Annotated in this window: 18 protein-coding genes; 10 read left to right on the plus strand and 8 right to left on the minus strand. The window is 38.4% G+C overall.

Translation table 11 applies throughout. The annotated features are described in order from the left end of the window. Positions 1 to 84: 84 nt before the first annotated feature. The 3 genes from B3139_RS17455 to B3139_RS17465 all read right to left on the minus strand — a co-directional run bounded on the left by B3139_RS17455 (position 85) and on the right by B3139_RS17465 (position 2,775). The gene (locus B3139_RS17455) at positions 85 to 1,509 is read right to left on the minus strand and encodes an SDR family oxidoreductase (RefSeq protein WP_293884818.1); all 1,425 of its coding nucleotides are present in this window, start codon (positions 1,507 to 1,509) and stop codon (positions 85 to 87) included. Between the two features lie 292 nt (positions 1,510 to 1,801). Then, positions 1,802 to 1,981, minus strand: a complete 180-nt coding sequence (locus tag B3139_RS17460) for a DUF5670 family protein (RefSeq protein WP_293884819.1) — start codon at positions 1,979 to 1,981, stop codon at positions 1,802 to 1,804. Positions 1,982 to 2,259: 278 nt separating this feature from the next. After that, positions 2,260 to 2,775: a ferritin-like domain-containing protein gene (locus B3139_RS17465; protein WP_209577996.1), complete on the minus strand. Its 516-nt coding sequence runs from the start codon at positions 2,773 to 2,775 to the stop codon at positions 2,260 to 2,262. Positions 2,776 to 3,127: 352 nt separating this feature from the next. Between B3139_RS17465 and B3139_RS17470 the strand changes: the two genes are divergently transcribed. Genes B3139_RS17470 through B3139_RS17490 form a run of 5 tightly spaced genes read left to right on the plus strand, consistent with a single transcriptional unit; the run spans position 3,128 to position 7,330 of the window. Then, complete coding sequence (locus B3139_RS17470; RefSeq protein ID WP_293884820.1) at positions 3,128 to 3,778, plus strand: MarR family winged helix-turn-helix transcriptional regulator; 651 nt, start codon at positions 3,128 to 3,130, stop codon at positions 3,776 to 3,778. Positions 3,779 to 3,830: 52 nt separating this feature from the next. Further along, a complete protein-coding gene (locus tag B3139_RS17475; protein WP_293884821.1) occupies positions 3,831 to 5,309 on the plus strand; it encodes a phytoene desaturase family protein in 1,479 nt (492 codons plus the stop codon). Positions 5,310 to 5,313: 4 nt separating this feature from the next. After that, entirely contained in the window at positions 5,314 to 6,150 is an 837-nt protein-coding gene (locus B3139_RS17480; RefSeq protein ID WP_293884822.1) for a phytoene/squalene synthase family protein, read from the plus strand. A 20-nt stretch (positions 6,151 to 6,170) separates the two neighbouring features. Beyond that, positions 6,171 to 6,629 carry a sterol desaturase family protein gene (locus B3139_RS17485; protein WP_293884823.1) on the plus strand — a complete coding sequence of 153 codons (459 nt, stop codon included), beginning with the start codon at positions 6,171 to 6,173 and terminating at the stop codon, positions 6,627 to 6,629. Further along, the gene (locus tag B3139_RS17490) at positions 6,626 to 7,330 is read left to right on the plus strand and encodes a lycopene cyclase domain-containing protein (RefSeq protein ID WP_293884824.1); all 705 of its coding nucleotides are present in this window, start codon (positions 6,626 to 6,628) and stop codon (positions 7,328 to 7,330) included. Before B3139_RS17485 ends, B3139_RS17490 begins: the two co-directional genes overlap by 4 nt. A gap of 76 nt (positions 7,331 to 7,406) precedes the next feature. Here the strand turns inward: B3139_RS17490 and B3139_RS17495 are convergent, their stop codons facing one another. From B3139_RS17495 to B3139_RS17515, 5 genes are all read right to left on the minus strand, one after another. Next, positions 7,407 to 8,705 (minus strand): hypothetical protein, encoded by a 1,299-nt coding sequence (locus tag B3139_RS17495; RefSeq protein ID WP_293884825.1) that lies wholly within the window; start codon positions 8,703 to 8,705, stop codon positions 7,407 to 7,409. 58 nt (positions 8,706 to 8,763) lie between these two features. After that, complete coding sequence (locus B3139_RS17500; protein ID WP_293884826.1) at positions 8,764 to 9,465, minus strand: LytR/AlgR family response regulator transcription factor; 702 nt, start codon at positions 9,463 to 9,465, stop codon at positions 8,764 to 8,766. Then, the gene (locus tag B3139_RS17505) at positions 9,462 to 10,520 is read right to left on the minus strand and encodes a sensor histidine kinase (protein WP_293884827.1); all 1,059 of its coding nucleotides are present in this window, start codon (positions 10,518 to 10,520) and stop codon (positions 9,462 to 9,464) included. Before B3139_RS17505 ends, B3139_RS17500 begins: the two co-directional genes overlap by 4 nt. Beyond that, positions 10,511 to 11,125: a histidine kinase gene (locus tag B3139_RS17510; protein WP_293884828.1), complete on the minus strand. Its 615-nt coding sequence runs from the start codon at positions 11,123 to 11,125 to the stop codon at positions 10,511 to 10,513. Before B3139_RS17510 ends, B3139_RS17505 begins: the two co-directional genes overlap by 10 nt. Positions 11,126 to 11,569: 444 nt before the next feature. Next, positions 11,570 to 14,071, minus strand: a complete 2,502-nt coding sequence (locus B3139_RS17515; RefSeq protein ID WP_293884829.1) for a TonB-dependent receptor — start codon at positions 14,069 to 14,071, stop codon at positions 11,570 to 11,572. Between the two features lie 322 nt (positions 14,072 to 14,393). Between B3139_RS17515 and B3139_RS17520 the strand changes: the two genes are divergently transcribed. The 5 genes from B3139_RS17520 (at position 14,394) to B3139_RS17540 (ending at position 23,142) form a co-directional block, all read left to right on the plus strand. Beyond that, positions 14,394 to 14,990 (plus strand): RNA polymerase sigma factor, encoded by a 597-nt coding sequence (locus B3139_RS17520; protein WP_293884830.1) that lies wholly within the window; start codon positions 14,394 to 14,396, stop codon positions 14,988 to 14,990. 173 nt (positions 14,991 to 15,163) lie between these two features. Next, positions 15,164 to 16,192 (plus strand): FecR family protein, encoded by a 1,029-nt coding sequence (locus B3139_RS17525; RefSeq protein WP_293884831.1) that lies wholly within the window; start codon positions 15,164 to 15,166, stop codon positions 16,190 to 16,192. A 27-nt stretch (positions 16,193 to 16,219) separates the two neighbouring features. Then, on the plus strand, positions 16,220 to 19,756 hold the full coding sequence (locus tag B3139_RS17530; RefSeq protein WP_293884832.1) for a SusC/RagA family TonB-linked outer membrane protein: 3,537 nt from the start codon (positions 16,220 to 16,222) through the stop codon (positions 19,754 to 19,756). A gap of 12 nt (positions 19,757 to 19,768) precedes the next feature. Further along, positions 19,769 to 21,127, plus strand: coding sequence for a RagB/SusD family nutrient uptake outer membrane protein (locus B3139_RS17535; RefSeq protein ID WP_293884833.1), 1,359 nt, complete (start codon positions 19,769 to 19,771; stop codon positions 21,125 to 21,127). Positions 21,128 to 21,138: 11 nt separating this feature from the next. Then, a complete protein-coding gene (locus B3139_RS17540) occupies positions 21,139 to 23,142 on the plus strand; it encodes a TlpA family protein disulfide reductase (protein WP_293884834.1) in 2,004 nt (667 codons plus the stop codon). Positions 23,143 to 23,159 lie beyond the last annotated feature (17 nt).

Here is a 23,159-nt window from a genome sequence, read left to right on the forward strand (position 1 = left end):
CATCTCTCAGTGAAAATACAACATAGTTTCCTAAAAAATTGATATAATCGTAAAAGTGGCGTCAAAATAACAGTAATCAACACATTATTTTTCCAATTTTGCTATTTGCTCGATTAGTCCTTTAAATATAAAGGCATGAAATGGTAGCACGGCATACCAATATAGCCTACCTGAAATTCCCAATGGCCTAAAAGTCGCAGTTTGTATCAACGTTTGTCCCTCGATTTTAAATTCGAGCCACGCTTCACCCGGTAATTTCATCTCTGCATAGAGAAGTAGTCTTTTCTGTTTTTTATCTGCAATTAATACACGCCAAAAATCAAGGGTGTCACCTGCGGAAAGATCAGTTTTGCTTTTCCGCCCTCGTCGCATCCCGACCCCACCAACCAATTGATCCATAAAGCCCCGGATTTTCCAAAGCCAATTGCCATAGTACCAACCCGATTGTCCTCCTATAGACCAGATCTTATTTAATGAAGCGTCACTGTTGCCCAGTGTAACACTACGTACATCTTTAAAGCAGCCATAAGCGGGTACTTCCAGCAGTCTACTCAATCCTCCAGATAAAATGTTACTGGTCTGCGCATCTTTCCAGCTCGAAATCACATGGTCACTTTCAATTTTTTGGAAAGCCAATTGGATAGCGGTACGGTAGTTGATCAGTGTGATGCCAAGTTGCTCGGCTAGACGATTTGGTTTACAAATCACTTCTACTTTCATACTGTCAACTAAGTTTTTTGCCAAATTGTATGAAGTCGAAGTAACAAAATAGAGCCAATAGGAAGATAGTCTGGGTGTCATCACGGGAACGATGTAAATATGTCTCTTAAGCTTTCTTTCAGTGGCATACTGCAAAAGCATTTCTTTGTAAGTAAGAACATCCGGACCACCAATATCATAACTTTTGTGGTATGTTTCAGCGTTCAGCATAACACCGACCATAAATTCAATGACATTCCGGATTGCTATTGGCTGGCATTTAGTTTTAAGCCATTTTGGTGTCACCATAATGGGGAGTTTTTCCACTAAATCGCGTATGATTTCGAAAGAAGCACTACCTGACCCGACAATTATACCAGCCCTTAATGTTGTAATGGGAATTGAACCACTTGCTAATACTTTTTCTACATTTCTCCTTGAATCCAGATGTTTGGAAAGCTGATTGGAATTACTTATTCCACTCAAATAGATAATCTGCCGTGCTTTGGTCGACTCAATGAAATTTTTGAAATTGGTAGCGCATTCAATTTCCATGCGTTGAAAGTCGCCAGTTTGGGTAGCCATCGAATGTATAAGATAATAAGCTACATCAAAATCAGTCGGCACGTTTTTGAGTGTTTCTTTATCCAGAAAATCTACTTCGATAACATCTATATTATGCTGTTCAGTTGGAATATTGAGACGATCTCTATCCCTAACACAGCAGATAAGCTCATGTCCTTGCTCCAATAATACGGGTAATAGGCGTTTGGCAATATAACCCGTCACACCTGTCAAGAGAATCTTCATAAGCCATTACATCTTTTATTTGTGTTATTTCCTGTGTAAATACCCTAAAATATAAATAAATTTTTAATTTTAGTTAGCGGTTTGGCTAGGTATTCTTTCCCGAGCATTGTAGCAATCTGCCTCTCCTTTTAGACAGTTAGCGTTTTTATAAATAGAATAAATACATTTTATCCATCACACGATGTATCACGAAGTAAATTTAAAATGGATTTTTATTCCAAAAAAATAATCTGAGTAGGCGAAAAGTAAATTTAAACGAAAATGATTAAGCTTTAGTCGTGTCGGCAATATCTTATTCCTCGGATCTGCGAGCTTCGCGGCTCCCATTAATTGTTATTGCACGAAATATGAATGTTACAGTAGCCAAAATTAATAAGACGTGAACAATATCTTCTGTTACAAACCCGCCAAGAAAAGTTACCGCCCAAATAATGACTATGCTGACGGCTATCGAATATAATAGATCTTCCATATGATATTTCTTGATTGAAGAACAATATGCCGATGAAATCGTTTAAAATTTGATAGGAAAAGATCACTCTCAATTTCGATATTGGAAGCAGAGATATACTTCTTGTAAGATTGAAATTAATCAATGTATACTCGGTATCCTCGGAATATAGAAGTTTAAAAGCGTCATTCCCTTAGGTTTCCAAACATATAAGATGGAATTTATATTGCAGGAACAGGATTTGAAACCAAAAATGAAATGCCCGATTTTTCGGGCATTTCATTTTTGGTTATTAATGCTTAAGCAGATTCATTTACACCGGAAACAGCAATTTCTGTAAGTAACGTATCTGTTTCTTTTTCTTCATCAAGTGTTTGTTGTAGCAATTGCTCTGCTTCTGAATGTTTCATCAGCTTTGCAAATGTAACCAGACAACCATAACTTGCTATCTCATAATGTTCAACTTTTTGCGCTGCAGAAATAAGCGCTGCATCCAATGCTGGGTCTCCTTCAAAATTTTCGATAATCTCGTCAGCTTCCTCTAGGAGCCCCTCCATGGCTTTGCATTTCTTACCTCGAGCAGCGATTCCCAATACGGAAAACACTTCCTTAAGCCGCTCAATCTGCTGTTCGGTCTGGCCATGATGTTTTTCAAATGCCTGTTTCAGTTGTTCATCTTCGGCTGCTTTGCTCATTTTCTTTAACCCTTTTAAAAGTTGTTTTTCAGCACCCAAAATATCTTTTAATTCGTCTACAAATAACTCATGTAAATGCTCATTTGGCATTTTTTGTTGATTTTGATTCGATTTTGCCATAATTCTTTTTTAGAGATGGACATCTGTCAAAATAAGATCGTTTTTAAAATCTCATTTTCATTTCTTTATTGTCACTGGCATTCGTCAATTGGTGACAATAAAACCCTTACATTCTTTTGTTCCGTATAGTCGAAGTGAGCTTGATCGTATCATCCGTAACAAAATTTAATACATATGCGGTCTATTTGATCTCAAATTCAGGTATTATTGCTGTTTTTTAGTATATTACAAACTAATAGTAACTCAGAATTAAGCTCTATATTATTTTGATTAGTTTATTTTTATCCTAAAAACAACCCTTTTTTTTTATACATAAAACTATAGTAGTATATTAGTGTTCTAATTTGTGCGTATGAAGTATAAGCTTTTAAAAGAAATCATTGGATTAGTCGAGGAATTTGACGCGGAAACAGAAGTTACTGATAGCTTTAGCGATGACTCCGATGGATTTAAGCGTTGGGTAACGGCAAAGGAAACAGGAATTTCTGTTGAGCCCTATTGGGAAGGAAAAGAGAATGGGCGCACGCCAGAGAGTGTAATCAGCACCTTACTTGTGCATATGAATAGGTTTGCAAAAAGCTATTCCAAAGCGGCTATATGGGAATCTGATTTTTCAACCCAGGAGGAATATATATATCTTATTACCCTTAGGTCGTTTGGCGAGATGACAAAAATGGAGCTAATCAGAAGGAATATTCATGAAAAACCTGCGGGTATGGCCATTATTAACCGTTTAATCAAACAAGGATGGATTAGCCAGCAAAATTCAGAATCGGATCGTCGAAGTAAAGTGATTTATATTACGGAGAATGGTCGATTAGCTTTAGATCAACAAATGGAAAAAATACGGCATGCAACACAAATTGTTTCAGGTAATTTGACATACAGTGAAAAAATAACATTAATAAGTTTATTGGATAAGCTGAGCAAATTTCATCAGGTGATTTATGATAAGAATATTTCACCAGATAAACTGTTGGAGCAGATCAATATAGCGAAATAACATCCTTAGTTTAATTAACATCAGTGAAGAAGAAGGAATCAAATTAACATAAATGAAGAAGAAGGTAGCAGTTATAGGTGCGGGTTTTTCAGGTCTTTCAGCTGCGGCTTATCTCGCTCAGGCTGGATGCGATGTACATGTTTATGAAAAGCATACGGTGCCCGGTGGGAGGGCGAGACAGTTTGACACAGTTGAAGGATTTAAATTTGATATGGGACCAAGCTGGTACTGGATGCCTGATATCATTGAGTCATTTTTTTTAGATTTTGATTGCAGTACAGCGGATTTTTTTGAGCTCGTTTCGCTCAATCCGCAATTTGAAATGATATTTAGTTCAGGGCAGATTAGCGTACCCGAATCTTATCCGGAATTAAAGCAGTTGTTTGAGCAGATCGAACCTGGAGCGGGTGAGCAGCTGGATAAATTTATGGAGGCTGCCAAATTTAAGTATGAGGTAGGCATGCGCGACTTTGTCAATAAACCCTGTCACAATTGGAGTGAATTTCTGTCCCCTAAGATTGCTCTTAGTGCTTTTAAGCTCGATCTGCTTTCTAATTTTAGATCCTATGTTGCTAAATATTTTAAGGACCAGAGGCTACGCACATTAATGGAATTTCCTGTTATATTTTTGGGTGCTTCACCCAAAGATATTCCGGCCTTATACAGCCTAATGAATTATGGCGGTTATGCATTAGGTACTCATTATCCAAAAGGAGGTTTTTTTCAATTGGTGCTAGCGATGCAACAGGTGGCTGAGAAGCAAGGCGTAACTTTTCATTTTGATCATAATGTCGATGGAATGAAGGTTAAAAATAATACGATCAGTTCGCTGGAGATTAACGGAGTGTATCATGATTATGATGTTGTGGTTGCCTCGGCAGATTATCATCATATTGAAACATTATTAGATAAAGAGTTCAGAAACTACGATGAGGATTATTGGAAAACCAGGACGTTTGCACCATCCAGTTTGATATATTACTTAGGTATGAAGTCTCCTATTCCTAATTTAACGCACCACACCTTGTTTTTTGAGCATCCATTGGATGATCATATTGAATGTATCTATGGCGAAAAGAAGTGGCCTCAGAATCCTTTGTTTTATGCTTGTTGTCCATCCAAAACGGATCCCAATGTGGCGCCTGCAAATACGGAGAATCTTTTCTTATTAATGCCATTGGCTACAGCTATTTCGGACGATGAAGAAACGCGTGAAAAATATCTTATTCATATGTTAAAGCGTCTAGAAAAGCATACTGGTTCAAATATGTTATATGAACAGATCGTATATAAAAGAAGTTACTGTGTGAGCGACTTTGTAAGCGATTATAATGCTTATGGCGGAAATGCTTATGGATTAGCAAATACATTGACACAAACAGCGGTATTGAAACCGAAAATCAGGAATAAGAAAGTTAAGAATCTTTTTTATACAGGGCAGCTGACGGTGCCCGGCCCCGGGGTACCTCCATCCATTATATCGGGTAAGATAGTTGCCAAAGAAGCCATTGAATTATTGCGTAAATTATAAGATCATGAAAAAACTATTTGATGAACTCGCTTATGAAGTGAGCAAAAAAACAACTGAAAAGTATAGTACAAGTTTTTCGCTCGGTATTTTGGCTCTAAAACCGAGCATTCGTGCAAGTATTTATGCGATATATGGTTATGTACGATTGGCTGATGAAATTGTCGATAGTTTTCATGGTTATGACAAGCAACGGTTATTGGGGCGACTTTATTTGGAAACCACCAACGCTTTAGATGAAGGCATTTCGTTAAACCCTATCCTGCAATCTTTTCAGGAAACCGTACGCAAATATAATATTGATATGTCCCTTATCAATCAATTTCTTCATAGTATGGAGATGGATCTCAACAAAGTTGAGTACAATTCAGAACGCTACAAGGAATATATTTATGGTTCTGCAGAAGTCGTGGGACTGATGTGTCTACAGGTTTTTTGTGAAGGCGACCGTCAGCGCTATGAAGAGCTAAAGCCTTATGCCATGAAGCTCGGTTCTGCATTTCAAAAAATCAATTTTTTACGCGATCTAAAAGAAGATTATCAGGTGCTTGGGCGCACCTATTTTCCAAATTTGGATATGAGCCAATTCGATAATATCATGAAACGTCGTATCGAAGAGGAAATTCATACCGAATTTAAAGAAGCACTTTTGGGAATCAAGAAGTTACCTGCGTCGTCTAAGTTTGGAGTTTATTTAGCTTATAAATATTATCTCTCTCTCTTTTCACAGATCCGAAAGAAATCTTCTGAAGAAATTTTGGAAAATAGGATTAGAATACCTAATATTCAAAAAGCTTATGTCGCAGTTAAAAGTTACGTGCGCTATAAGGCGGCTTATTTATAAATCCATCAGCTTATCGCAATATGAACTTGATTATTATACTGCTCACTTTTATCGCCATGGAAGGCGCTACCTGGTTAATTCATAAATATATTATGCATGGCTTCTTATGGATGCTCCATAGGGATCACCATGATCATAGTAACGAGGGATTTTTGGAGAAAAATGATTACTTCTTCATTATTTTTGCTGTTCCGACCATCGCGCTAATGTATTTTGGTTCTTTAAGAGATTACAATTATCTTTTTTATATCGGCATTGGGATTATGCTGTATGGCCTGGCTTATTTCTTCGTTCACGATATCTTTATACATCAGCGTTTCAAATGGATGAGTAAAACAAATAATCGTTATTTTTTGGCTCTTCGGCGTGCTCACAAGCAGCATCACAAACATTTGGGCAAGGAAGAAGGGGAATGTTTCGGTTTTTTGTATGTGCCAATGAAATACTTTAAAATGTATTCTAACAATGAAAAAATATGATGCAATATACTTATTCGCTTATCTTATTTTTTACGGTAGTAATCTGTTTTGTCGCATCCTTCGACAAGCGGCTTCGATTCGACCGTGAATTTTTTCCATTCTTAAAAGCAGCTGCGCTTGTTGCTATATTTTTTATCGCTTGGGATGTGTGGTTTACAAGTGAGGGAGTTTGGTGGTTTGACACAAGATATACTTTAGGACTGGTGATAGCAGGACTGCCGATAGAAGAGTGGCTGTTCTTTATCTTCATTCCTTTTTCTTGTATTTTTACTTATTTTTGCATTGACAAATTTTTTAAACTGCAATCCCTTTCCGCCTTTAACAACATCGTCGTTTTTGTAAGCATCATTATATGCGCCGTGGTTGCTCTCCGTTATACCGATCGAATTTATACCCTGGTAACCGCTGTAGTCACTATTTTAACACTGTTGATTTTCCATTTTGTTTTACGCGTGCAATGGATTACGCAAGCCTCTTTGGTTTTTACCCTGCTCATGTTGGGCTTTTTACCTGTGAATGGTATACTCACGGGAACTGGATTGGAATCGCCAATAGTGAATTACAACCCAATGGAATTTATGGGCATCAGGATACTGACGATTCCTGTAGAAGATGCGGTATATGGCTATACACAGTTTTTATTGGTTCTCTATTTTTTCAAGAAATTTCAAAATAAAGGTTTTGCTCCAATAGCGAAGTGAGATGCATTGGAGCAATTGGATTAGGGATACGTATGCTGCATATGTCCGTAGAGGAGCTGATTCCGACTTCATTTTGTTATTTTATTTTTACATGCTTTAAGTAAAAATTGTTTTGTTGATCAATTTCTATCGTGTAATTACTATTGAGCTCTAGTGTCCATCCATCCCCCTTAATGAGATTTTTTTCAATGGATATAGGTTTAGTGATGGATACCTTTTTCCAATCAGGACTAATTAAAGCCCCATTTGTGACATCTAAAATCCCCCAAACATCTGTAATTCGGGTGGTGGGATAGTATGTGCCCAAGTTTTCGATTGGAATGATGGTTCTAGGGTCGAAAGAATAGTTCATTTTTTCGAAACGAATTTCAAAATGAGAAGATTCGACAAACTTGTTTTTGTAAGTTTTGACTAAGCGTTTATTTTCAGCATCCCTTTTATTTTCTTCTTCAAAAATTACAGCTGCATTATATGCTTTGGAAAGATTTTTAAAATTTTGTTCAGTTGGCGGAAGGAGAGAAATAGCAGACTTGCGGATAAATAATGCTGTTAGGTCAGTTTCTTTATCTATTTTTTTATTCCAATCGTTATCCGTTTTATACAGCAGATAACCATAAGTTGGCGTCGTTTGGTAGGCAAATGATCTTACAAAGGTGCGATTGTTTTGAGATCGATTAATACCATTTATAAGATATTGTTTTGTCGATTCATCGCTGCGGGCACTGACTATTATTCCTGTAAATTCGGCAATTCCTTCGTTAATTTCCAATAAATTCTCATTTTTAGCAGCTTCATCGAATAACACGTATCTATATTTTCTAAAAAATAGGGCATTGGTGAGATGACGTTTCATGTCATTTTTATGTGTGGACATTAAAGCTTGTTTTAAAGCTTCAAATTCAAGACGTAAGCTAATCCGGCCATCTTTTTCGTCGAGGTGATTATTGTTCGCATTATTTAGTGAGAAACCCAAATCAGGTTGTATACGATGAAATGACTCATGTGCAAGCAGATTTATACGATCATCCCTGTTTTCTGGAAGTGGCAACATAATCATTGCCCACCTCTTGTCATTCCAATCCAGTGCCGTGTTGGAAAAATTGACCTCCTGAGGTAGAATTCCAGTATATAAGTTAGCTGATGGTTTTAAAGTTTTTTTTCCATCCAATTCGTTGGCATAGATCGTGCGTGTGGCGGGATCAATAAGAAGAATTGGTCCGTATATACTTTTATTCCATAACTTGAAACTCTGATCTGAGGCAGTTTTGAGCTCTTCAAACCAGGAGTTGATATCGGCTGTTTCATATTGCTTACGTTGTGCATAAGCCTGCGCAGTAAGATGGATAATAAAGAGAAGAGTAAATATTTTTTTCATAACTGTATGGGAAATAATTGACTTTCAAAATAGGCTGGCCAGTTTAAATTAAAAAGTATTAAGGGAGAATCTCTTGAAAAAAGGTATCATGATAGGTTTTGCCAATCGCGATTTCATATTTGTCGATAAACACGTCATTATGGTCAAATGAGTCGATTTTATGTTTATTAATGATATAGGAGCGATTTATCCGCAAGAAAATAGATTTTGGAAGCCAGTCATGTATATTCTTTATGGTCATACGTGTAATCACGCGTTGATCTTCCATTTGGAAAATGACATAATCTTTAAGAGATTCAATAAAAAGAATTTCGTTGAGATTGATCTTAAAAAATCTACGGTCAGATTTTACAAAAATATAATCATCCGTGATTTGCTCTAAATTTTTATTCTCTTCATCTAAAAGAAGTCCATGATAAACAATCGCCTTGTCTACAGCTTTACGAAAACGAACGGTATCAATAGGTTTAACAAGATAATCAATTGCGTCGACCTCATAGCTGTCTACGGCATATTCGGAATAAGCGGTGGTAAAAATCACAAGCGTATTTTTGGGAATATTTTGTGCAAACTCAATTCCGTTAATTTCCGGCATATTGATATCCAGAAAGATTAAATCAACAGCGTTTTGTTGTATAAATATACCCGCAGAAACAGCATTGTTGAAACTTTCAAGAAGTTCAAGAGATGCAATCTGATCGACTAGTTTCCTTATTCCTTTACGCGCTATAGGCTCGTCATCTACAATGATACATCTCATAATAGTAGCGTTAATTTTACGATATAATTTTGTTCTGTTTCTTCTATTTCTAAATCGTGCCGATTTTCGTAAAGCAACTGTAATCTACGAACGATATTGCTCAATCCGATACCCCCCCTTTCTTTTTGCCTTTGGTTTATAGATTTTGAATTTTTGCATATAAAAATAAGGGATTCTTTTTCTAATTGAAAGGATATATTAACATAAGATATGCCATTACTGTTCAGGTTGTGTTTAACAGCATTTTCTACAAAAGGAATGAATAACAAAGGAGCAACAATTACTTTATTGCTGTCTCCCCAAATTTTTATATCGAACTCAAATTGGTCCCTTCTGACTTTCTCCAATTCCAGATAGTCTGTCAATAGACATACATCGTCAGACAATGAAACTTTATCCCTGCTGTTGTTAGTGAACTGGTATTGCAGTAAGTCATCCAGTTTGGTTAAAATGTGGGCTGCCATGTTAGGATCTTCATCCACCAGTATATTGGCATTATTAATCGTATTGAATAAAAAATGAGGATTGATTTGACTCTTTAAAAATTTGAGTTCCGATTCAGTAGTTGCTTTTTGTAACTCCTGCTGCTTTATTTTGCTTTTTATTAAAGGCTTAAAGAGTAAAAGGGATGAAGTGCCGACAATAAATAGGATGATTGCCAATAGGCTAGATGCTAAACTCAGAAATATAGCTGTAGGGCTGGGATCGTTTCGGCTGACTGCGATATCGTAAAACATATGTTGTAGGATTATCACTATCAATAACGCAAGTACGGAAAATAACACGGCAGCAATTAAATAATGTATCAGCTTATCTTTGGCCAAAAAGAAGGGGAAGAGCAGGTAAACGTTTACATAAACCAGCATATTCATAAACACATAGTAGGCTACCCAACCGCAAGTTCTGTCGAAAGATAAGTTTAGTTTATCAGGCGCATCGAAGAATATCCCAATTGAAATTAACAGCATAAATAGTTGCATACAAAGATGCCTTTGTATGCTGTAGCGATCCGCAATTAAGAAAGCAATTTCTTTATTTTCTACGGCTATTTCCATTCCTTAAGATCTAGTTGAAGACTTATATTTCCGGATTCCATAGTAAATATATATAAATCAGGATAGAGCATATTTAATTTGTCGGTTATTTCCATTTTGTATTCCGGGGGTAATAGATAAGTGTTCTCATAGTTTACGATAAAGCGTATTTTTTTTTCTGAAATTTCAACGTTAATACTTAAGCTTTTAATTTCATTTGCTATCAGTATGGACTGTATCAATACGATGAATAAAAGAGGAGAAATCAGCAAATTGTTGGTTTTTCCCTTTACCTCCAGAACATATTCAAAACGGCTATCTTCAATAAATTTTTTTAATTGTAGTAAGTTTTTTAGGAAGATTATTTCGGAATTAAGGAAAACTTTATTTCTATCGCAGTCATAGAGTTGGTAGCGCAGTAAATGACCGAGTAACATCAATATTTGTGAGGCTTTTTGTGGATCTGATGCGGTTATTAAGGCCGCTTTACGTAAGGCTCTCGACATAAAGATTGGCGAAACTTGTCCTTTCAGTTTGTTTACTTCTGTTTCAAGGAAGTTCTGCTCCAGCATCATCACATCTTCGTTCTTTTTATTCCATTTTCGAAAGAGTTTTATAACTGACATGCTCCATAGACAGATTATAGTCATTGCTGAGGAAGATAGACTGTCTATTAGGATAATTGGATTGCTATAGGATGTTATGCGATGCGGTAGACTCAAAATTGCGCGTATGGAATATTCCAAAACAAGCGTGCAGCCCATAAGCGCTACCACAAAAGATACTAACAAAAGGATATAAATGGTATAGTTTTCCTTTAACAAGAACTTTGGTATGAGGTAAAAATAATTCAGATATGTTGTTAGTAGGTAAGTGACAAATGAGAGAAAACAAATTAAAAAGATAGTGTTTCCCAAAGAAGACATAATGTCTTGATACACTATAAATGTTTGATTAAAAGTAATAATAACTAAGGTTACAATAAAGGTTAGATGCCTCCATGGTCTATAATTGGAGGCAAATAAAAAATGATACGGTTTGCTTTGGCTCATATAGGTACTAAAATTACATTAAAAATCCATTCTATACAGTATATTAAAAAGTGATGTTGCTTGTTTTTTGGGTACTATGGCCCCTGTCTTTAGATTATATTGATGTCCATAATACTCTTTTGCGCCTGTAACATTCAGCCATTTGATTGCAATCTCGTGCGATCGTTTCAATCTGTTAAGTCTATAACTTATCGAATAATTAGCGATAAACATGGGGGAGAATTGTTTAGCAAATGCATTTTTTTCCTCGTATTGGATTTCTTTATCAGGATGGTTAAGGGAAGACTTTTCCAATACCGGAGCATATCTTTCTCCTCCTTGCAAGGTCAATTTCAGGTTAACGCTTAGTAGATCCCGTTGCTGTTTGTCCATAAACCATTCTTTGCCTGTCAATCCATTAATAATAAAACGCCTGTTAAATTTGCCGTTATGCCAAATGGCGTCTCCACCCGCAAATTTGGCATCAAATAGAGTGGCGGTCAACATATAATAAACACCTTTTTGTAAGTAGCGCTCGATTGTAATATCCAATCCGACATGCTGTCCTTTGCCCCGGTTCACCAGCGCATCTTCCACGTAGAATAGGTTGCGGTTAAGGATGGAATATGAGCTATCCGCAATAACTGGCACATGGAAGAGATATTGATAAAACGGTTCTAGTTTGATACGCATGTTATCCGACAGTTTATATTGATAGGATAAAGACATATGGTGCGCTTTGGTGAAATCAACATCCTTATTTAGTGGTTGGCCATTTCCTCTATCTTTTACAAGGAATACGTCCATCTTCTCCATACGGCTATGTAGGCCATAAGCCATGGCAATCGAGCTTTTAGGTCCTGAAGACCACTTTATAGCAGCTCGTGGTTCAACCGTCCAATGGTTATTCAGGGTTAATAACTGTGCATTGAGCCCTAATGTTACATAGATTTTTTTGTTTAATTCAATTAATGAACTGCTGTAAGCTGAAAGCAATGTGGTAGTCCCTTTTCCTTCGGAAATTGCCTGCAATGGTTTTCCTACAAAAGGTGAACGATCCAGCTGGGTGTTGTAATACATGTTTGTTACCGTAAAGCCGGTTTTATTGCTATACTTCTCCGCATATTTTTTATCAAAGGAAGATGTTAAAATCACATTGGTATAGCGGTTTCTTAAATTTAAATAGGGCATTTCGGTACTATCGTTGAAGATATCTTCGGTTGCCTTATTAGTTGAATGGGTAGTGGCCAAAGTGGTACGAAGAACTCCTCCATTCTCAAAAAAATAGCGATGGGTAATGCCGGCTGCTGCAGACATCTGGTCTGTTTTTGAGGATTTACGATCATCCATATACTTCCAGCTTGATTCTGATTCTTTTTTTGTACGGAACCTATCGGCTAATGCGTTTCCCCAAATTGAAAATGTTCCTTTATGCTTACTCGGAAAGTTTAATTTAAAATTTAGATCCTGATAGTCCAATAACTGCCCATTAGTTTCTCCTGCGTTAAGTTTGCTCATTAAGCCTGTTGTAGAATAGCGGTAATTAATCAAATAAGAAGCATCATTATTTGTACTAAAAGGTCCCTCCGAAGCGAAATCCAAGCCCAATAACCCTGCTTGGAAGGTATGTTCATGTTTCCGATTATTTCCTGTCCGCAATTTTAGGTCAAATACCCCTGATACGGCATTGTTATATTCTGCAGGAAAGGCGCTATTATAGAAATCCGAGTTGGCTAAAACATTTGTGCTCAATGAAGTCAGTATGCCGCCGCCCAAAGTCGCTATATCTGCAAAGTGATTTGGATTCGGTATTTCTATTCCCTCAAGTTTCCACTGAAGCATACTTGGTGCATTTCCATGTACTGAGATGCCATTATTTCCAAGACTTGAAGATACCCCGGCAAAAGAACTAACCAGACGGGCGGGATCATCCATTCCGCCGGCATAGCGATTAATTTCTTCAATCCGAAGTAAACGTCCTCCAGTCAGCGCCATTTTATTTGAAGCTCTTTCCTTATTGGCTGCCATTACTACGTCTTTCAATACGTAATGCGTCGGATCCATCGCAATTTCTAATGCGATCTCTTTTTTAGAAGTTAACATAATCTCTTTAATCACTGTAAGCTCGTAGCCTAAGCAATAAGCCTGTACGGTATATCGTCCGACTGGAAGATTGGGCAAAACGAATTCACCCTTATCGGAGGTTACTGCAACCAAACCTGGTTTTTCCAACACTCGGATAGATACGGCAGCGAGCTGTTGGCCGGATAATCGATCTGTGACGACCCCGCCTATTTTTTGTGTTGGGGGAATCTGAGCATGAACAGCCGTAGAAATTAAGGTGAACAAGAATATAATGACGATTTTATCCTTTAATTTTTCCATAATTTTATAGAGTAAATCGAAGCTATGTCGAAGCCCCTTTTTTCGCGCTAATTTTTGGCTGAGTACGATTTCGAGTGCATCCAGGACTCTTTCGCATTCAGGGGCTGATACTTGGGATAGTTTTGAGATCTGTTCTATTGTTTCTTTTCTATTCATTCTTAAATCTGATTACGGTTCAAATTTATCGGTCTAAAAAAGTTCCTTTAGCGATATGAGACGAAATGACGCTAATGAGCGACAGAAATATGTATAGCTAGGATCATGCGATAGCATAGGCAGTTCCCGACCAATTGCAAATCGATAAATAGGGGCATGTTTACCTGATTGCGTACTGATGTAATATGTATTTCTTATTTTTGTATACCTAGTATTGCCTATGCATATCTAATCAATGATTAGATTGATCGAAAAAAATTGCTAGATTTGAATTAAATTTTATCTACTTAAACTGAAAAGCAAAAACGGCTCAAATTTATAAATGAACTCTGATCAACAGATTTGGCAAATGTTTCAAGTTGGACATGAACCTTCGTTCAAAATACTTTTTGAACGCTACAACCACCTGTTGTTCAATTATGGATTTAAATTTACGCAAGACGAAGAAATCATCGAAGATAGCATTCAAGAGCTATTTGTTAAACTATGGTGCAATCGGGAAACTTTAAGTGTAGATGTCGCGGTGAAAAATTATCTGTTTAAGGCATTCCGGCGCACACTGATCAAGAAAATAGAACAATCCATGCGAAGGGCGGATATTGCTCACTCATCCCTTGATTATTTGCCCTTTACCATCGAACTACCTCATGATCTCAGTATGATCCGTCAGGAACGTGCCCAAGAGGTAAGAGATAAGCTGGATCAAGCGCTGCAGCAGATGACCACACGTCAACGAGAAGTTATCCACCTGCGCTTTTTTGAAGAGTTGCCGTATGACGAAATTGCCGAAATTATGGGTCTTTCGACCAAAGATACTTATAAATTGTACTACAGGGCATTGGAAAGTTTGAGGAAACATTTTGGCACTTTTGGTTTATTGGTACTACTCCATATACTTAACGAGCTGCGTTATCACTAAATCTTTCACCTATCTGCAAGTTTTTCCGAAATAAATAATAGACATTATTTACAATCATAGTCAGCATTAGCGCTGTTTAATGATGATTTGACTGGGTAAGTCTGTTTTTTTTAAAAAAAATATAATTTATTGGGGTAAAATTCTGTCGAGTGGTGTAACCTATATAAAACAGTATGAACTCTCGATTATCAAAATATAAAGATTATAAGGCAACAGATTTTTTTGCGGATGAGGATTTTGTGCTGGCAGTGCTAATGCCGGAAGCTACCTTAACCGATTTTTGGTCTGAACTTAGTCTTCATTATCCACATCTTTCAGACGAAATGGCTCTCGCCAAAACATGGGCCTTATTGATCCAGAATCAGACCACTGCACAAAGTACCTTAAATAGTGACGAGCGCTGGGCGAGGATTCAAGCACAAATTCCAATCTACGAAAGCAAAAAACAACGTAGTCGGATTGTACGCACTTTATTCCGGTGGACAGCATCTGCAGCAGCCATCTTGTTATTTATTGTGGTGGCATATGATGTTAGCCAATTTGGGACTAAAGAGACCAATACGGCCTTCGGTGAACAACGTCGACTTTCCCTTCCGGATTCTTCTATCATCAGACTAAATAGTAACTCTCACATTTCATACGTCCGCAGTTGGAAAACGGATAAACCGCGCGAAGTTTGGCTTGAAGGAGAAGGCATGTTTGAGGTAAAACATACTGCCATTAAAAACCGTCTGCGCGAAAGCGACTTCTTTGTTGTGCACGTGGGGGATCTTTCATTGACTGTGTTGGGGACAAAGTTTAATGTGAAAGACCGTCGTGGACGTATCGAAGTGGCTCTATTTGAGGGAAGCGTCCGTATTCAGGGACAAAACGGTGAAGATCGTATACTAAAACCAGGGGAGACTTTCGTCTATGATACATCGGCAAAAGCAAATCAGGTTGTTACTAACGATGCGAATAGGGTGCTATCCTGGACGCGCGGTGAACTCAGTATTGAACATAACAGCTTAGCAAATATTGTAGATGTATTGGAAGATAACTATGGCTATCAAGTTGTAGTAGAAGATCCAACATTGCTCAATAAGCGATTTACAGGTGTTATACCAGTCAAAAAAATAGATGACATCCTCTTTGTTATCAAACATACTATGAATGTAAACATCGAAATGAAAAACAAACAAATAATAATAAAACCTAATTAAAAAACGAAAATTAATCAATCGAAATTTATGAAAACTAAATTACTTGTGCCTATAGTCTGCCTGTTGAGTACCACGGGTAGTTTTGCGCAAAAAAGAGCTAGTCTCAGTCAGGCTCTTAGCGAAGTTACCCGAATCTATGGAACTAAATTTTCCTATGAAGAGGGCTTGATCCGGGATGCCTTTGTCAACAGTGAGCATATTCCGAAAAACAAAAGGCTTCCTGTGGAGACCGTGTTAAAAGAACTTCTTTATCCAAATAACTTCTTGTTTCTTTATGTACAGAACAATTACTTCACGATTATAAAAGATTCGCGGGGCAAACGAGACAATGATGGAGACGACCGCTTCTGGAAAGTCATTACGGGTAAGGTTAAAGATAACAACGGAACAGCACTTGCTGGTGTTACTGTGATACCGGATGGCTACGCCGTACGGTCGGGTGTAACCACCAGTAGCGACGGAAGCTATACCCTGCGCCTAAAGGATCCAGCAGAAGCAATCATTTTTTCTTATGTTGGTATGGAGCCTACCCGAAAGGTCATCGGCAGCGATACACAGATCAATGTCACCCTGGGCTCGGTTAACAATCAACTGGATGAGGTTGAAGTTGTGTCGACAGGATACCAAAAAATTGCAAAAGAACGTGCAACTGGGGCTTTTGGTCAAATTACCGCTAAACAGTTGAAGGAAGTGCCTTCCATTAATCTTTTGGATCGCATTGCAGGCATGATTCCTGGCGTACAGGTTGACCCGGTGAAGAATTCAATCACCGTCAGAGGAGTAAACACCTTCAATACAGATGGCGATTCTAAGCGTCCACTTATTGTCATAGATGGCTTTCCCGCAATCGATCAGGACTTGGTAAAAAATACCACGCAATTTGCCAACAATTCCATATTGAGTCGTTTAAATCCGGCAGATATTGAAAGTATTACCGTACTTAAAGATGCGGCAGCAGCTTCCATATGGGGGGCGCAGGCGGCAAATGGTGTTATCGTCATTGAAACAAAAAAAGGACGTGTAGGCGAACCCGTCATCTCTTATAATACCAGCCTCAGTATTTCAGCTCCAGCAGATCTTAATAGCTTGGATCGGATGACCACTGCGCAGTATATTGATTTTGAAAAGGAAATGTTCGATTATGGCTGGATAGCTGATCCGGAAGATTGGAATTCGTCATGGCAACCTTTTAATACCAATAAGCCTGCTAGTGAAGCGGTTCAATGGATGTATAAAAATAAAAAGGGATTGATTAGCGATGATGAGTTGGCTAAACAGCTCGATCGTTTAGGTCAAATTGACAATACCAGCCAAATTCGGAAATACCTGCTACAGAATGCAGTGACCCAACAGCACAACCTTTCCCTCTCAGGCGGAAATGGAAGGACAACGTATGCGTTCTCGGGCAGCTACGCAAAGGATGTTCCCGTATTCCGTTCCAATCAGGCCCAGTCCTTTTTTATGAATTCAACTTTATCGACAAACTTTTTAAATCAACGATTAAGTTTGACAACGGGATTGAATTATAATTATACGAATACTGTTGCTAACCAAGTTGCGGCAAACGCCATTGGCAATTCGACTGAGGGATTAAGGCCATATGAATTATTGGTTAATCCCGATGGAAGTAGAAATCGGCGATCATTGCGTTTTACAGAGTCTGTAGCAGCAAATCTAAAAGAGATTGGGTTGTATGACTGGACCTATAGTCCAATAGATGAACTGGACTACAACAAATATACCACTGAAGACAATCGAATAAGAATTAATGCTGATCTCAACGCCAAAGTGACTAGCTGGGCGAACATCAGCCTGTCAGGTATGCTTCAACGTACCATTGCAAACAGTCGAAATCTTGACGAATTAAAAAGTTATTCAATGCGTGACTTTTTAAATTATTATTCTACTGTTGATTTCCAAAATAATACGTTCACCAAAAATTTCGTACAGGGCGGGAGAATCGCATTGCGAGACCAAAATGCCACACAGTATAATATTCGCTTGCAAGGTAATGTCAATAAGACGTGGGGTGACTTCGTTAATTTAAATCTTCTCGCAGGAGCAGAGATTAGTTCTCAAACAGGCTTTAGCTCATCACAAACGGGATATGGCTTTAATGAAGATACCTATTCAATCGCTCCGTATAATCAGCTTGGTAGCTTCATGGGGATAGAGGGCTGGCAGCAGTCGATTACGGGGTCAGATGGCATTAGCAGAGCTAACCTACGCAAGATGTCTTATTACTCCAATGGAGCATTATCATTTCTTAAAGATAGGTACATTTTGTCTGCAAGTGCACGTTTTGACGATCTTACGTTGGTTGGTATTTCAAGATCGAAGCGAGCTAAACCAATCTGGTCTGCTGGGGCCAAATGGAATATCAAGTCCGAACGTTTTATGCAAGAAGTCGATTGGCTAAATGCGCTGAACCTTCGTATTACCTATGGTGTCGGTGGTACCGTTCCACAAGGTGGATCGAATGTTACCATCATCAACGTCGAAGGACCTGATTATGCAACAGGTGAAATACCGGCATCAATATCGCAACCGCGAAACCCTGAGGTTGGATGGGAAAAGGTATATACGCAAAATTACGGACTTGATATCAGTTTGATCAATAACAGATTAAACATCGCATTTGATCTTTATAAAAAACACACACGTGATATCCTGTACACTTTTCCTTATAATGCGACATATGGATGGACAGACCTCCAATTTAATGGCGGAACAATGCAATCTAATGGAATCGATCTGGGTATACAGGGACTTATCATTCGCAAGAAAGACTTTCGATGGAGCTCCACCCTTAACTTTTCCTACAACACCAACAAAGTTACGGATTCACGCTTAATAGCAACAGACATTAGTAACTACATCAATGGTTCGATTTTAGAAGGGATGCCCTTGGATTATCTATATGCCTATAAGTGGGGGGGGCTCGATGAGACGGGACAGTCACAAATTGCCAAAGCCAACGGTGACATCGTAAAGAGTACGCAAGGGGGACGCAATGTATTTGTGCGTGAAGATCTCGTGTATATGGGACGTAAAACGGCGCCTTACTTTGGTGGTTTTATGAATACATTTTCATATAAAGGTATTAATCTTGGCTTTCGCATAACCTACGATCTTGGAAATGTCAAACGTCTGGAAACATTTGGTAATTATCCACAATACCAAGGAACTTTCTATGGTGTGCTTAACACAAACAAGATGCAGACAGCGCGTTGGCGAAATCCGGGTGATGAAGCAACAACAAATGTTCCGGGCTTAAAAAACATAAATACAAATAGCTTCAACAGGTTTAGAGATTCCGAGCTAATGGTTATTGATGCTAGCCATATACGTTTTCAACAGATATCGTTGGGATATAGCGTACCGTCAACTTCACTTAAGCGTACGCCGTTTAAATCTGTGGGTGTAAACGCTGCAGTACGAAATTTAGGCATTCTTTGGAAAGCAAATAAACTAGGTATTGATCCCCTTTATGTACGCACGAATAGCTATAATAATTTGCCGCCTACCAAGAATTTTTTCTTAACCATTGACGCCACCTTTTAAAAAATAAACAGCATGAAAACCAAATATATTTTTTTTGCATCGATTTTTGCGCTGACAGCCGTTATGCAGGGCTGCCGTAAATATGTGGAAGTTGAACAGTATAACCGTAGGGAATTAAAGTATACTACAGATTATGCTTATCTCTTAAATAATACAACGGTATTTTCGCCTACTTTTAGTACACCGATATTATCTAGTGACGATATCACTTTTGCTAATCTGGCATACCAACAACAACAAATTGAAAGTATCGCGTGGCCTTATATTTGGTCCTCGCAACTTGTGCCGGATAATACAGAAGATCTGAACTGGTCAAGACCTTATAAACAAATTTATACGGCCAATGAAGTCATTGCTGGCGTGATGCAAAGCGAGGATGGTTTAGAGAAGGAGAAGCGTGCACTCTTGGCAGAAGCGAAAATCCAAAGAGCTTATGCTTATTTTGTGTTGGCTAATCTTTATGGAGACATTTATGACCCAAAGACTGCCGGAAATGCATTGGGGGTACCCCTGCTTTTACAACCTGATTTATTTGCTTCGCTAAAGCGAGCATCGCTCGCCCAGGTGTATGCGCAGATACTTCAAGATTTAAACGAAGCATTAGTTGATATTCCGACAACGGCAAGCAATAATAGACATCCGAATAAAGCTGCTGTAGAAGCTTTGTTGGCCATTGTAAATCTTCATATGCGTAATTTCGATTTAGCAGCGACGCATGCAGATGTAGCCCTCCAATACAATGCAACACTTTTAGATTTACAACAGTTCGCGACATCGGCATCTGGATACCCCCTTCCGTTCAATCATCCTGAAACCTATTTTTTAAAACAGGTTGGACAAATGATTGATCAACAATTAAATCCCGAGCTTGTTTCTCTTTTTGATACCAAAGATCTTCGACGTACAGTTTATATGCAAGCTGGTACTGGTCAGATGCCAAGTGGCGCATTGCGCTCAAAAAAAATGAGCGTGATGGTCGGTGCTCCTAATGCTGGACCTTCTGTTCCAGAGATGTTACTTATCAAAGCCGAAGTTGAGGCGCGAAAAGGAAATACAGCGACCGCAATGGAATTTGTCAACAAGCTGCGCGCAAAGCGATTCAAGCAACAGGATTTTACACCGTTATCGGCAACCTCAGCAGACCAGGCGTTACAAATCATCGTGGATGAACGCCGACGGGAGTTTTTCGGAACAGGTTTACGCTGGCTGGATATGCGTCGGTTCAATCTTGATGCTAAATTGGCGAAAGAATTTAAAAGACAATTTATAAATCAAGAGTATACACTCAAAATTAATAGTGCTAGCTATGTATATCCGGTAGCAAATAAATATTTACAGCTCAATCCAGAAATAGGTCAAAGACCAATGTAAAATAATATAAGATGAAAAAAGAATTTATTTTTTTAGTGCTGTTGTTTGTTCAGGCTGTGTCATATGCACAGCCTCGATTTGACAGCAGTGTTTTTAAACCAGCCAAACCTAGAACATCTGAACCTGTTCAAGTGCTATACGATGCCAAGGATAAAGATCTTGAATTTAGCGATGCAATAAATGCGGCCTGTTTTCTCTTCGAAGATTTTTCATGGAGGCAAATTAGTCTTCCCATGCAAAAAAATGCAGCAGGGCTATGGACAGTAGTGCTACCTGTCAAACCGACAACGGCTTTTATTGCTGTAAAATTCTATCAGGGCGAATTTGATCATCCCGACGTAATAGATAACAATCAGGATCGAGGCTATGCGGTAGCTTTAAGTGATGCAAAAGGAAAAGCAGTACCGGGAGCCTTTCTTGGAGAGGCTGCCTTCCAACAGCCCACCATAGCAGCAGGTGGAATTTTCACTTATTATGGCAACCAGCCCGCAGCGATGCCTGCAGAATACCTCAAAAGCTTGGCTGATAAAGAGTTTGCCTTGTCCGGAAAGCAATACCTCCGCTATTTTCAGTCTTTTATGAACTTACAAAAATTGGCTTTAGGTGATGCTTTTAATGCTTACGCTAAGAAACTCATTATGACTCAATTGGCACAAAAAGACCTTACGGAGGATGTACTTGGTCAGCTCTATTCTTTTGGTAGCGCAGGTTTACAAGATAAGGAATTAACGCAGTTAATTGAGCAGCGCGTAAATGCTGATTATCCGAAGGGAGCGACAGCGCGATTCATCGCTTATCGTAATACAATGGTCGGCAATCCCACTAACGACGAGGTAATCAATATATATGAAAATTTTTTGAAGGATTTCCCCCTTCAGCAATGGAAACAAAGTCCAAATGGTCAGGGATTTATCTATTATGCGGTTTACCGAGGGTTAGGTTCGGCTTATTTCGATACTAAGCGGCTAGACAAATTTGCTAAGCTTTACGATGATATCGATTTCCGCACAGGAAATGAGTTGATGCGATGGAATATTATGCGTGCTTACATGTTTAAGACAGTAGGAAAAGATAGTCTTTATCAAGTTTCCGAAGCTGTTTTTCCCAAATTGATAGCTCGACGAAAGGACAATTCTTATCAGGTTGACTTTGAAAATCAGGCACAGGCAGATTCCAATGTGGTTAAAAACTTGAATGACCGTCTCTTTACCCATATCTCCTTGTTAAATGATCTCAAAAAATATACAGAAGCACGGAAATACTTTACGCTGCTCTCCGAAGATGCTAAATACAATAATGCCGAACTGAATGAAATTAATCTTCAGGTTTTAGAAGGGCTTGGCGATGATAAGCAAATCCTGCCTTTACTGGAAATGAGCGCGCGATACAATGCAATGACGCCGCGGATGTTTGACAAGCTTAAATCAATTTACTTAAAAGGACACCCCAATGATGAAAGTGGTTATCAAACTTATCTGGCGGGATTAAAATCTGATGAAGAAAAAGCCGCATTGCAAGCCTATGTTGATCATAACTGGGTCAATCACCCGATGCCTAATTTTCGTTTAGAAACCGCTGACGGGCTATTTATTACGCCAGAAGACTGGAAAGACAAAATTGTGGTAGTGGATTTCTGGGCGACTTGGTGTCGACCATGTATCATGGCATTCCCCGGAATGCAGCTTTTGGTCGATAAATATGCACAGGACAAACAGGTTGCGATATATATGCTGGGTACCATGCAGACCGGAAATTATAAAGATAAGTCAGTCAACTATGTTCGTAGTGAAGGTTTCCGTTTCAATCTCTTACACGATTCCGTCAATCCAGTAACTAAAGAACAAGATGTACTATTTAGACAATTGGTTCCATTGTTCGGCGACTCTTCCATTCCACGGAAGATCATTGTTAAAAACGGTCGTGTGCGCTATTGCTCAGGAGGTTATTCGGGAAGTCCGAGTAAATTGATGGATGAACTATCCCTTGCTATTGAAATCCTTAAAAATGAAAAATAGACTATTAAACCAAGATA

This window comes from Sphingobacterium sp. UBA1498 (assembly GCF_002325125.1).
Taxonomy (GTDB): Bacteria; Bacteroidota; Bacteroidia; order Sphingobacteriales; family Sphingobacteriaceae; genus Sphingobacterium.